Origin of the sequence: Roseateles sp. 22389 (assembly GCF_052044995.1) — a bacterium.
Lineage (GTDB): Bacteria > Pseudomonadota > Gammaproteobacteria > Burkholderiales > Burkholderiaceae_C > Roseateles.
This window is the reverse complement of sequence record NZ_JBQEOF010000006.1, coordinates 240,236-252,798: the sequence shown is the minus strand read 5'-3', so window position 1 is coordinate 252,798 and position 12,563 is coordinate 240,236. Positions and strand designations below refer to the sequence as shown.

Here is a 12,563-nt window from a genome sequence, read left to right as displayed (position 1 = left end):
CCACCGCGGCCCGGTGCCGGCCCCAGGCCGGCATCGCTCCGCCCGGGGCGCCCCGCCGCGTCGATCCAGTCGACCGGCATCGGCGCCCCGGCTGTCGTCCCGTTCTCACCGCGCCTTCCCCATGCCAGCCGTCCGCCCCTTCAACTTCTCCGCCGGTCCCGCCGCCCTCCCCCCCGAGGTCCTGAGCCAGGTGGCCGAGGAGATGCTGGACTGGCACGGCTCCGGCATGAGCGTGATGGAGATGAGCCACCGCGGCCGCGAGTTCATCTCGATCTACGAAGCCGCCGAGGCCGACCTGCGCGAGCTGCTGCAGGTGCCCGAAAACTTCCGCATCCTGTTCATGCAAGGGGGCGGGCTCGGCGAGAACGCGATCCTGCCGCTGAACCTGTCGCGCGGCGGCGCGGTCGACGTCGTCGTCACCGGCTCCTGGTCGAAGAAGAGCGCCGCCGAAGCCAGGCGTTATGCCGACGTTCGCATCGCCGCCAATGCCGCCGAGCTCCCCGGCGCCGACGGCCGCTACCTCGACATTCCCGCACCCTCGACCTGGCAGCTGCGCCGGGACGCCTCGTACGTGCACGTCTGCACCAACGAGACCATCGACGGCATCGAATTCCAGGCCCTGCCCGACCTCCAGGCGCTGGGCCATGACGCGCCGCTGGCGATCGACTTCTCCTCCCACGTGGCGTCGCGCCCGGTGGACTGGTCCAAGGTCGGGCTCGCCTTCGCCGGCGCGCAGAAGAACATCGGTCCGGCCGGCCTGACGCTGGTGATCGTCCGCGAGGACCTGCTGGGCCACGCGCTGCCGATCTGCCCCTCCGCCTTCGACTACAAGATCGTGGCCGAGGCGCAGTCGATGTACAACACGCCGCCGACCTTCGGCATCTACGTCGCCGGCCTGGTGTTCCAGTGGCTCAAGCGCTTCGCCTACGGCGGCAAGACCGGCCTGGCCGCGATCGAGCAGCGCAACATCGACAAGGCCGCCCTGCTCTACGCGGCGCTGGACGGCTCCTCCCTGTATGAAAACCGCGTGGCGGCGTCGTGCCGCTCGCGGATGAACGTCCCGTTCTTCCTCCGCGACGAGCGTCTGAACGACGCCTTCCTGGCTGGCGCCAAGGAGCGGGGGCTGCTGCAACTCAAAGGCCACAAGTCGGTGGGCGGCATGCGGGCATCGATCTACAACGCGATGCCGCTGGAGGGCGTCCAGGCTCTGGTGAGCTACCTGAAAGACTTCGAAACCCGACATGGCTGACACGCCGAACACCTCCCTGCCCGAGGCGCCCGGCGACGCCCCGATCCCGCCGGCCCCGGTGGCCGACCCCGAACTGCTCGCGCTGCGCGACCAGATCGACGCGCTCGACTCGCAACTGCTGACGCTGCTGAACCAGCGCGCCCATGTCGCCGAGCAGGTCGGCGAGATCAAGCGCCGCGACGGCACGCCCTTCTTCCGCCCCGACCGGGTCGCCCAGGTCATCGCCAAGATCAAGGCAGCCAACCAGGGCCCGCTCAAGGGCGAACACGTCGCCGCCATCTGGCGCGAGATCATGTCCGCCTGCCTCGCGCTCGAGTCGCCGCAGCGGGTCGCCGTGCTGGGCCCCTTCGGCACCTTCTGCGAGCAGGCCGCGATCGAATACTTCGGCGGCGCCGCCGACCTGATCTACTGCAACAGCTTCGACGAGGTCTTCCACGCGACCGCCTCCGGCAGCGCGCAGTACGGCGTGGTCGGCGTCGAGAACATGACCGAGGGCGTGGTGACGCGCTCGCTCGACCTGTTCCTGCACACGCCCACGCATGTGGTCGGCGAGGTCAGCCTGCTGATCCGCCACAACCTGCTGCGCAAGGAGAACTCGCTGGAAGGCGTCGAGGCGGTGCTGGCGCACCCCCAGGCGCTCGCGCAGTGCCAGAACTGGCTGTCCAAGCACCTGCCGAACGCCGAGCGCCGCGCCGTGTCCAGCAACGCCGAAGGCGCGCGGCTGGCGGCCGAGAACCCGGCCTACGCCGCGATCGCCAGCGAGCGCGCGGCGACGCTGTTCGGCCTGCACATCACCGCGCACGCGGTGCAGGACGAGGCCTACAACCGCACCCGTTTCGCCGTGATCTGCCTGCCGCAGACCATGGCCACCCCCCCGGCCACGGGGCGCGACTGCACCAGCCTCATCGTCTCCGTGGCGAACCGCCCGGGCGCGATGCATGATCTGCTGGTGCCGTTGAAGAAGCACGGCGTGTCCATGACCCGCCTGGAGTCGCGTCCGGCCCGCACCGGTCAGTGGGAGTACTACTTCTACATCGACCTGGACGGCCACCCGTCGCAGCCGCACGTCGCCTCGGCGCTGGCGGAGCTGCGGGAGCTGTGCGCGTTCTACAAGGTCATCGGCGCCTACCCGCTGAAGTCCTGACGCTGAAGTCTTGAGCGAAAGAGGTTCCTCGCGATGTACAACCAACTCGGCGTGATCGGTTGCGGCCTGATGGGCGGCTCGTTCGCGCTGGCCATGAAGAAAGCCGGCCTGGTGCGCCGGGTAGTGGGCTACAGCAAGAGCCCGTCGACGACCGACACCGCCCGTCGCATGGGCGTGATCGACATCGCCGCCGAATCGGCGCTGCTGGCCGTGTCCGGTTCGGACATCGTGCTGGTGGCGGTGCCGGTCGCCGCGACCGAGTCCACGCTCAAGGCCATCCGCCACCTGGTGCGGGCCGACGTGCTGCTGATGGACGTGGGCTCGACCAAGAGCGATGTCGTCGACGCGGCCAAGCGCGCGCTCGGCAAGCAGTTCCCGAGCTTCGTGCCCGCGCATCCGATCGCCGGCAAGGAAACTGCCGGCGTGCAGCATGCCGATGCCGCGCTCTACCAGGGTCGCCAGGTCATCCTGACGCCGCTGGAGCAGACCCGGCCGGAGATGGTGCAGAAGGCGACCGACGTCTGGTCGGCGCTGGGGTCGCAGGTGCTCAAGATGGCGCCGCACCACCATGACGAAGCCTTCGCCGCGGTCAGTCACCTGCCGCACCTGCTGGCCTACGCCTACTTCAGCTCGGTCGCCAGACAGCCCTCGGGCCGCGACTTCCTGAGCCTGGCCGGTTCCGGCTTCCGCGACTTCACCCGGATCGCCGCCAGCGATCCGACGGTCTGGCGCGACATCCTGATGGCCAACCGGCAGGACCTGCTGACGCAGTCGCAGCGCTTCCGCGAGGTGCTGGACCAGATGGAGCAGGCGATCCGCCAGGGTGACGCGCACGCGCTCGAGACGATGATCCGGCAGGCCTCCGAAGGCCGCGCGCAATGGCAGCTCGGCGCCCCGGCCGCGCCGCCGTCGAAGTCCAAGTAACCCCTTTCCGTGTGCGCGGCGCGCCGCGCGCCCACCGCGCCATGTACAAGATTCCCTTCCTGGACCTGCCCCCGCTGCGCGGCGCCGCGGGCACCGTGTCCCTGCCCGGCTCCAAGAGCATCTCCAACCGGGTGCTGCTGCTGGCCGGCCTGTCCGAGGGCGTGACCCGGGTCCACGACCTGCTGGCCTCGGACGACACCAAGGTCATGCTGGCCGCACTGCGCGAGCTGGGCTGCCAGCTCGAGACCGGCGCGGACGGCGTGCTGTCGGTGACCGGCATCGGCGGCCGGTTGACTACCCGGCAGGCCAAGCTTTTCCTGGGCAACGCCGGCACGGCGATGCGCCCCCTGACCGCTGCGCTCGCGCTGCTGGCGGCCACGCAGGGCGGCCAGTTCGAACTCTCCGGCGTGCCCCGCATGCATGAGCGCCCGATCGGCGACCTGGTCGACGCGCTGCGCGCGCTGGGCTGCCCGATCGACTGCCTCGGCCAGGAGGGTTATCCGCCGCTGCGGCTCAACGGGCCGGCAGCGCTGACGCTGGACGCGCCGGTGCGCGTGCGCGGCGACGTCTCGAGCCAGTTCCTCACCGCCCTGCTGCTCGCCCTGCCCCTGGTCGCGCAGCGGGATCTCGTCATCGAGGTCACCGGCGAGCTGATCTCCAAGCCCTACGTCCACATCACGCTGGAGTTGCTGGCGCGCTTCGGCGTCCAGGTCCAGCGCGACGACGACTGGCAGCGTTTCGTGATTCCCGCCGGCAGCCGCTACCGCTCGCCCGGCGAGGTGCACGTCGAGGGCGATGCGTCGTCGGCGTCCTACTTCGTCGCGCTCGGCGCGATCGCCGCCACCGACGCGCCGGTGCGCATCGAGGGCGTGGGCTCGAGCTCGGTGCAGGGCGACGTCCGTTTCGTCGAGGCCGCGCAGGCGATGGGCGCCCAGGTCGACATCGGCCCCAACTGGCTGGAGGTGCGCCGCGGCGCCTGGCCGCTCAAGGCGCTGGACCTGGACTGCAACCACATCCCGGACGCCGCGATGACGCTGGCCGTGATGGCGCTGTACGCCGACGGCCCGACGACGCTGCGCAACATCGCCTCCTGGCGCGTGAAGGAGACCGACCGCATCGCCGCGATGGCGACCGAGCTGCGCAAGCTCGGCGCGCGGGTCGAGGAAGGCCCGGACTGGCTGCGCGTGCATCCGCTCAAGGCCTGGAAGCCGGCGGCCATCCATACCTACGACGACCACCGCGTCGCGATGTGCTTCTCGCTGGCAGCCTTCAACGGCCTGCAGGACGACCGCCAGGGACCCGCCGTGCCGGTGCGCATCCTGGATCCGCAATGCGTCGCCAAGACCTTCCCCGACTACTTCGAGACACTGTTCGGCGTCGTCCGCGCCGACGTCGAGGACATTCCCGTCATCACGATCGACGGCCCCACCGCCTCGGGCAAAGGCACCTTGACCGACGAGGTCGCCCAGGCGCTGGGCTACGACGTGCTGGATTCCGGCGCGCTGTACCGGGTGACCGGGCTGGCCGCCTCGCGCCACCATGTCGACCTGGCCGATGGCGAGGCGGTCGCGGCGCTGGTGCCGACGCTGGACCTGAAGTTCGAGTCCGGCCGGGTGCTGCTGGACGAGGAGGACGTCTCGGCCGAGCTGCGCCAGGAAGCGACCGGGCTGATGGCCTCGCAGGTCGGCGCCCATCCGGCGGTGCGTCGCGCGCTGCATCAGCTGCAGCTGAATTTCCGCCGCCTGCCCGGCCTGGTGGCCGACGGGCGCGACATGGGCACGGCGATCTTCCCCGACGCGGCGCTCAAGGTCTTCCTGACCGCCAGTGCCGCCACGCGAGCCGAGCGGCGTCACAAGCAATTGATTTCCAAGGGAATTCCGGCTAATATCGACAGCTTGCGCGCTGATCTGGAAGCGCGGGACGCTCGCGACAAGGGTCGCAGCGCGTCTCCGCTGCAGGCCGCCGCGGACGCGATCGAGCTGGACAACTCGCAGCAGACCATCGGGGAATCCCGTGATCTGGTGTTGAGCTGGTGGCAGGAACGCGGTCCGTTCAAGGCCTGAGGCGTTTTCAGGTCGACACGCAAAAGGAGCGTCACCCCTCCCTCCGGACGCCAGTCCACTGGGGGTGACGTATTCGACAACCTAACCCGCAAGTCCGCTTGCAACACAAGCCTTCGCACCTCTCGGATCAGGCCGCTTGACGCATCAAGCCGCCGGACGCTCTGTGCCTGGCAAGGAAATCTCACATGTCCCAAATGGAATCTTTCGCCGCCCTCTTCGAGGAATCGCTGCAGAAGTCGAACATGCGCGCCGGCGAGGTCATCTCGGCTGAAGTCGTCCGCATCGAGCACAACTTCGTGGTCGTCAACGCCGGCCTGAAGTCCGAAGCCTACGTGCCCGTCGACGAATTCAAGAACGACCAGGGCGAAGTCGAAGTCCAAGTCGGTGATTTCATCTCGGTCGCCATCGACGCGATCGAAAACGGCTACGGCGACACCATCCTGTCGCGCGACAAGGCCAAGCGCCTGGCCTCGTGGCTGTCGCTGGAAACCGCCCTGGAATCGGGCGATTTCGTGACCGGCACCGTCTCCGGCAAGGTCAAGGGCGGCCTGACCGTCCTGGTCAACGGCATCCGCGCCTTCCTGCCCGGTTCGCTGCTGGACACCCGCCCGGTGAAGGACATGAGCCCGTTCGAGGGCAAGACCATGGAATTCAAGGTCATCAAGCTGGACCGCAAGCGCAACAACGTTGTGCTGTCGCGTCGCGCGGTGGTCGAGGCTTCGATGGGTGAAGAGCGCGCCAAGCTGCTGGAGACGCTGACCGAAGGCGCCATCGTCAACGGCGTGGTCAAGAACATCACCGAATACGGTGCGTTCGTCGACCTGGGCGGCATCGACGGCCTGCTGCACATCACCGACATGGCCTGGCGCCGCGTCCGTCACCCGAGCGAAGTGGTGACGGTCGGCCAGGAACTGACGGCCAAGGTCCTGAAGTTCGACGCCGAGAAGAACCGCGTCTCGCTGGGCCTGAAGCAGCTGGGCGACGACCCGTGGTTCGGCGTGTCGCGCCGCTACCCGGCCAACACCCGCCTGTTCGGCAAGGTCACCAACATCGCCGACTACGGCGCGTTCGTCGAGATCGAGCCGGGCATCGAAGGCCTGGTGCACGTCTCCGAAATGGACTGGACCAACAAGAACGTGGCTCCTTCCAAGGTCGTCTCGCTGGGCGACGAAGTGGAAGTCATGGTCCTGGAGATCGACGAAGACAAGCGTCGCATCTCGCTGGGCATGAAGCAGTGCCGCGCCAACCCGTGGGAAGAGTTCGCCGAGAACGTCAAGCGTGGCGACCGCGTCAAGGGCCCGATCAAGTCGATCACCGACTTCGGCGTGTTCGTGGGCCTGGCCCAGGGCATCGACGGCCTGGTGCACCTGTCCGACCTGTCGTGGAACGAGCCGGGTGAAACCGCCGTCCGCAACTACAAGAAGGGCCAGGAAGTCGAAGCCATCGTGCTGGCCGTGGACGTCGAGCGCGAGCGCATCTCGCTGGGCATCAAGCAGCTGGACGGCGACCCGTTCTCGACCTTCGTGTCGGTGAACGACCGCGGCATGACCGTGACCGGCAAGGTCAAGACCGTCGACGCGCGTGGCGCCGAGATCGATCTGGGCGAGGACGTCACCGGCTACCTGCGCGCTTCGGAAATCGCCCGCGACCGCGTGGAAGATGCCCGCAACGTGCTGAAGGAAGGCGACGAAGTCTCGGCCGTGATCATCAACGTCGACCGCAAGTCGCGCAGCATCCAGCTGTCGATCAAGGCCAAGGACAACGCCGACGAACAGCAAGCCATGCAGCGCCTGTCGCAGTCGAACGAGCGTGAGAACGCCGGCACGACGAGCCTGGGCGCCCTGCTGCGCGCCAAGCTGGACAACCAGAACAACGGCTGATCCCTCGCGGGACCTGGGCGCCACGCGCAGCGTGGTGTCCGGGGCTCAAGAGAATCCCTTGTTCTGGTCGGCGGCGGGCTGAGTTAGCCTGACCGCCGCAGACACGCCCAACCGACGCTCAAGCGCTTCGACAGGCTCGCTCCGCAGCGAGCCTGTTTTTTCTTCAGATGCTGACGACCATGACCCGATCCGACCTGGTGGCCCACTTGTCCGAGCGCTTCGGCCAGCTCACGCAGCGAGACACCGAGTTCGCGGTCAAGACCATCCTGGACGCGATGTCCGACGCGCTGGCCCGCGGCCACCGCATCGAGATCCGCGGTTTCGGCAGCTTCTCGATCAACCGCCGCCCGCCACGCATGGGCCGCAACCCGCGCAGCGGCGAGCAGGTGCTGATCCCCGAGAAGCTGGTGCCGCACTTCAAGCCGGGCAAGGCCCTGCGCGAAGCCGTCGACGCGCAGCTGCCCGTCACCGACGAGGACCAGCAGGCCGCCTGAGCCCCTCGCCCCAAGGCAGGAGCGCCGCGCATCGCGGCGCTTTTTTTTCGCCCGTTGGAGGGTGTCCCGCCCCTGACGGGGGACTCGCCCTGCCGAACGTCATGCACCGGGCTTGGCGATCCTCGCACGCGCCTAGAATCGCCCCCCATGCGAATCCTGGTCTGGCTCTTCCGCGCCTTCCTGTTCTTCTGCCTGTTCGCCTTCGCGCTGAACAACAGCCAGGAGATCGTCGTGCACTGGTTCTTCGGCCAGGCATGGCGTGCTCCGCTGGTAATCGTGGTGCTGCTGACCTTCGGGCTGGGCTGCGCCTTCGGTGTGCTGGCGATGATTCCGGCCTGGTGGCGCCACAAGCGCGCCGCCGCGCGCTCGCTCCCTCCGGCGGACGACCTGCCGCCTTCGGCGGCGACCGTCTCCGCCAACGACCCCAAGATCCCCGATGGAATTTGATCTGAGCTGGCTGCTGATCGGCGTCCCCCTGGTCTTCGGCCTGGGCTGGCTCGCCTCCAAGCTGGACTCGCGCCAGTGGAAGCGTGAACAGCGCGACGCCCCGCGCGCCTACTTCAAGGGGCTGAACCTCCTGCTCAACGAGCAGCAGGACAAGGCCATCGACGCCTTCATCGAGGCGGTGCAGGCCGATCCCGACACCTCCGAGCTGCACTTCGCGTTGGGCAACCTGTTCCGGCGCCGCGGCGAATACGAACGCGCCGTGCGGGTGCACCAGCACCTGCTCTCGCGCGGCGACCTGCCCAAGTCCGAACGTGACCGCGCGCAGTACGCGCTGGCCCAGGACTTCTTCAAGGCCGGCCTGTTCGACCGCGCCGAGACCGCCTACGAGGCCCTCAAGGGCACCGCCTTCGACCACGAGGCGGCGCTGGCGCTGCTGTCGCTGTACGAGCGCTCGCGCGAATGGGCCAAGGCGGCGGAGGTCTCCGAGCAGCTCGAGGCCGCGGGCACCGGCAGCTTCGCCAGCCGCATCGCCAACTACTGGTGCGAACTGGCCCTGGAGGCGCAGGCCCGCCAGGACGTGACGGAGGCCCGCCGCTGGCTGGACCAGGCCCGCGCCCGCGCGCCGCAGTCGGCCCGCGCCTACGTGCTGCTGGGCCAGATGCTCGCGCGCCAGGGCGACCAGACCGGCGCGATGGCGCTGTACGCCGAGCTGCTGAGAGCCAATCCCGACGCCTTCAACCTGGTCGCGCGCGACTACGCCCAGGCGGCGCAATCCACCGGCACCGCCGCGCAGGCGCTGGCGCTGATCGAGGCCCAGTACCGCCGCCATCCGAGCATGGCGCTGCTGCAGGCGATCGCGCTGCTCGAACCAGCGCCCGAGGCGCAGCGCCGTCGCCTGGCCGAGCACCTGCGGGTCGAGCCGGCGCTGTCCGCCGCGACGCAGCTGCTGCAGCAGAGCCAGGCGCGCCAGCAGCCGCTGGACGACGACGAGGCCCAGCTCGTCGGCGCCGCGCTGCAGCGCGCGGTGCGGCCGCTGCAGCGCTACCGCTGCGCCGCGTGCGGCTTCGAGTCGCAGCACTATTTCTGGCAATGCCCCGGCTGCCTCAGCTGGGACAGCTACCCGCCCCGTCACGTCGAAGAGCTCTGAGCCCGATGACCACACCGATGAGCTCCCCCGCGACCACCCCGCCGCCTGCCGCGGCCCCGGGCGGCGACCGCGTCATCCTCTGCATGAAGTGGGGCACCAAGTACGGTCCCGAGTACGTCAACCGCCTGTACGCGATGGTGCGCCGGCACCTGCGCGGCGACTTCCGCTTCGTCTGCCTGACCGATCGCACCGACGGCATCCGGCCGGAGGTCGAGTGCCGGCCCATCCCGCCGCTGGACCTGCCGCCCGGCAGTCCGGAACGCGGGTGGACCAAGCTGACCACCTTCAGCGATGACCTGGTCGCCCAGTACGGCCTGAGCGGCACCGCCCTCTTCCTCGACCTGGACGTGGTGATCGTCGACGACATCACGCCCTTCTTCGAGGTGCCCGGCGAGTTCCTGATCATTCACGACTGGAAGCGCCCCTGGCGCATCACCGGCAACTCGTCGGTCTACCGCTTCACCCTGGGCGCTCATCCGGAGGTGCTGGCGACCTTCCGTCGCGACTTCGATGCGATCCGCGCGAAGTTCCGCAACGAACAGGCCTACCTCTCGGACGAGATGCACAAGAAGGGCCTGCTGAGCTATTGGGACGCGGACTGGTGCGCGAGCTTCAAGTACCACAGCATCCCGCGCTGGCCGATGAACTACTTCCGGGCGCCGTTCATCCCGGACGGCGCGCGGATCCTGATCTTCCACGGCGTCATGAATCCGCCCGACGCGCTGGCCGGCCGCAGCAACGGCAACTGGCGGCGCCCGAAACCCGCGGCGTGGATCGCCGACCACTGGCATGAGTGAGGCGCCGATGAGCAGCCCATCCGACCTGTCGTCCCCGGGCGTCAACGAGGACGCCGGCACCACCGCGCCGTGGCTGTCGGTGCTGATTCCCGTCCACAACGTCAAGGACTACCTGCGCGAGTGCCTGGATTCAGTGCTGGCCCAGGCCGACGACGGCGTCGAGGTGCTGATGGTGGACGACTGCTCCACCGACGGCTCCGACGCGCTGGTGCGCGAACTGGTGGCGGCGCACGCGTCCGGGCCGGTGCGCGTGCGGGGGCTGTTCCACGCGCAGAACCAGGGGCTCTCCGGCGCGCGCAACACGACGCTGCAGGCGGCGCGCGGGGACTACGTCTGGTTCCTGGACTCCGACGACTACCTGATGCCCGGCGCCATCCCGCGCCTGCGCGCGGTGGTCCGGGAGCACGCGCCGGCGCTGGTGCTGTGCGACTTCTTCATGCTGCGCGAGCGGGTCAAGCTCAAGCACAAGCTGCGCGGCGAGATGCACCGGCGCACCTTCTTCGGCCCGGAGCGCCAGCTGCTGCGCGACCCGTCGCGGCTGCTGCGCGGCCTCTTCGAGGCCGGCCAGATGCACAGCTGGTCCAAGATCGCGCGCCGCAGCCTCTGGGGCGAGCAGCTGCGATTCCCGGTCGGCCGCTACTTCGAGGACATGGCCACCACGCCCTTCCTGGCGCTGCTGGCCGACACCGCGTGGTACGAGCCCGCGGTCTGGGTCGCCTACCGCCAGCGCCAGGGCTCGATCCTGGCCACCCCCAACCTCACCAAGGCCGAGCACCTGGCCCACGCGCTCGCCAACCTGCGCGACGCGGCGGTCGGCAAGGGGCTGGACGACGACGCCCTGTTCGCCTGGGCCCACTTTGCCGCGCGCAACTTCATCGGCGCCTCGCGCATGGCGGACAAGGCGCTGCCCGAGGGCTGCACCAGCGCGGTCGCCATGTTCCGGCAGGCCTTCGAGGAAGCGTCGCCGATCGCGCTGCGCGAGCTCGACCGGGCCTACAAGCGGCGCGGCTGGTTCGTCCGCGCGCTGCGCCTGCGCTACTGGCTGCGCCGCGCCGAAGGGCCGCGCACCGCCGCGGCGACCTGAACCGCCGCGTCGGGAGCAGCTCCGCCCGCAGGCCTCGCGGCACGCCTCACAGCGACAGCAGCAGCGCCTCGTAGCGACGCATCATCAGATCGACCCCGTGCTCCTCGATGGCGCGCGCCCGCGCGGCAGCGCCCAGGCGGCCGGCCAGTTCCGGGTCCCGCAGCAGGCGTTCCAGCGCGTCGGCAAGCGCGACCGGGTCCGCCTCGGGCACCAGCAACCCGGTGCGTCCTTCCTCCAGCACGCCTTCCACACCGGGCACCAGGGAGGCCACGCAGGCGCACCCCGCTGCCATCGCTTCCAGCAGCGCCAGCGGCATGCCCTCCCAGTGGGTCGACAGCACGAAGATCCGCTGGCTCATCAGCAGGCCCGGGACATCGCCGTGATGGCCGAGGAAGCGCACCTGTCCGTCCAGGCCCAGTCGGCGGGTCAGCCGCTCGGTGGCGCGTCGATAGGAGGCCTTGCCGCCGCCGGCGAGCTGCAGCACCGGCTGCAGGCCGCGCTCGCGCAGCACGGCGAGCGCGCGGATCAGCGTCTGCGGATCCTTCTGACGGGCGAAGCGGGCCGACATCACGATGCCGGGTTCGCGACCGCTGGCCGGATGGGCGTCCGCGGCGGCGAAGCGCTCGAGGCGGATGCCGTTCGGGATGGCGACGGTCTTCTCTTCCGGCATGCCCAGTTCAACGAGGCGTCGACGCACGCCTTCCGACACCCCGACCAGGCGCGCGCTCACGGCGCTGAGACGGCGCGCCTGCGCGCGTCGGCAGGGGGTGTAGCGCTCGCGCGAGTTGTGCTCGACCTGCACCAGGGCCGGCACGCCGGCCAGGCGCCCGGCACGGCGGCCGAGCAGGTGTTCGGGGAAGCCGTGCGCCACCACGACATCGGGCCGCAGGCGTTCGCACAGGCGACGCAGGGCCCAGACGGTGACCAGATGGGCCCAGCCCGGCACGAGGTAGACGGGCAGCCCCTGGTCGCGCAGGGCCTGGATGCGGTCGAGCTTGGTGGGGTTCTCGGTGCGCTGCTTGCGACGCAGCACGAGGATGGGTTCGATGCGCTCGCTGTGCAGCTGCGCCAGGCACAGGTCGACGGCCACCTGCGTGGCGCCCGAGAAGCCGCCGGTGACGAAGTGCAGCACGCGGCGGCGTGAGGGCGTTGCCGTCGTGCTCGGGGAGGAAGGGAGCATCGCGGCAGTGTATCGGCGCACGTTCGGTTACCGACCCGCAAGTCCCACAGCCACTCCACCACCGACACGGTGATGAGCCCCGTGGCAGGTGGTGGTGTGGCGGGAACGGCTTGTGCTGGAGCCCGGCGGCGGAGCCGGTGCCCCTTGGAGCGAA

Annotated in this window: 11 protein-coding genes; 10 read left to right on the top strand and 1 reads right to left on the bottom strand. The window is 69.6% G+C overall.

Features of this window, described 5'->3' with window-relative positions; translation table 11 throughout:
• Positions 1-121 precede the first annotated feature (121 nt).
• The 10 genes from serC (at position 122) to ACTJKJ_RS11145 (ending at position 11,229) form a co-directional block, all read left to right on the top strand.
• The gene (serC, locus tag ACTJKJ_RS11190; RefSeq protein WP_297381852.1) at positions 122-1,249 is read left to right on the top strand and encodes a 3-phosphoserine/phosphohydroxythreonine transaminase; all 1,128 of its coding nucleotides are present in this window, start codon (positions 122-124) and stop codon (positions 1,247-1,249) included.
• The gene (gene pheA / locus ACTJKJ_RS11185) at positions 1,242-2,393 is read left to right on the top strand and encodes a prephenate dehydratase (protein ID WP_440820473.1); all 1,152 of its coding nucleotides are present in this window, start codon (positions 1,242-1,244) and stop codon (positions 2,391-2,393) included. Before serC ends, pheA begins: the two co-directional genes overlap by 8 nt.
• A 33-nt stretch (positions 2,394-2,426) precedes the next feature.
• Complete coding sequence (locus ACTJKJ_RS11180; RefSeq protein ID WP_183480418.1) at positions 2,427-3,317, top strand: prephenate dehydrogenase; 891 nt, start codon at positions 2,427-2,429, stop codon at positions 3,315-3,317.
• A gap of 41 nt (positions 3,318-3,358) precedes the next feature.
• Positions 3,359-5,380, top strand: coding sequence for a bifunctional 3-phosphoshikimate 1-carboxyvinyltransferase/cytidylate kinase (locus ACTJKJ_RS11175; protein WP_440820472.1), 2,022 nt, complete (start codon positions 3,359-3,361; stop codon positions 5,378-5,380).
• A gap of 194 nt (positions 5,381-5,574) precedes the next feature.
• Complete coding sequence (gene rpsA, locus ACTJKJ_RS11170; RefSeq protein ID WP_067063579.1) at positions 5,575-7,260, top strand: 30S ribosomal protein S1; 1,686 nt, start codon at positions 5,575-5,577, stop codon at positions 7,258-7,260.
• 179 nt (positions 7,261-7,439) lie between these two features.
• Positions 7,440-7,754, top strand: coding sequence for an integration host factor subunit beta (locus ACTJKJ_RS11165; protein WP_088403971.1), 315 nt, complete (start codon positions 7,440-7,442; stop codon positions 7,752-7,754).
• A 147-nt stretch (positions 7,755-7,901) separates the two neighbouring features.
• Entirely contained in the window at positions 7,902-8,201 is a 300-nt protein-coding gene (locus tag ACTJKJ_RS11160) for a LapA family protein (protein WP_440820471.1), read from the top strand.
• On the top strand, positions 8,191-9,348 hold the full coding sequence (lapB, locus tag ACTJKJ_RS11155; protein ID WP_440820470.1) for a lipopolysaccharide assembly protein LapB: 1,158 nt from the start codon (positions 8,191-8,193) through the stop codon (positions 9,346-9,348). The genes ACTJKJ_RS11160 and lapB overlap by 11 nt, the downstream gene beginning before the upstream one ends.
• 17 nt (positions 9,349-9,365) lie before the next feature.
• Complete coding sequence (locus ACTJKJ_RS11150) at positions 9,366-10,145, top strand: glycosyltransferase (RefSeq protein WP_440820469.1); 780 nt, start codon at positions 9,366-9,368, stop codon at positions 10,143-10,145.
• A 7-nt stretch (positions 10,146-10,152) separates the two neighbouring features.
• Positions 10,153-11,229 (top strand): glycosyltransferase family 2 protein, encoded by a 1,077-nt coding sequence (locus tag ACTJKJ_RS11145; protein ID WP_440820468.1) that lies wholly within the window; start codon positions 10,153-10,155, stop codon positions 11,227-11,229.
• A gap of 46 nt (positions 11,230-11,275) precedes the next feature.
• Here ACTJKJ_RS11145 and ACTJKJ_RS11140 read toward each other — a convergent pair whose 3' ends face one another.
• Complete coding sequence (locus tag ACTJKJ_RS11140) at positions 11,276-12,409, bottom strand: glycosyltransferase (RefSeq protein ID WP_440820467.1); 1,134 nt, start codon at positions 12,407-12,409, stop codon at positions 11,276-11,278.
• Between the last annotated feature and the right edge of the window lie 154 nt (positions 12,410-12,563).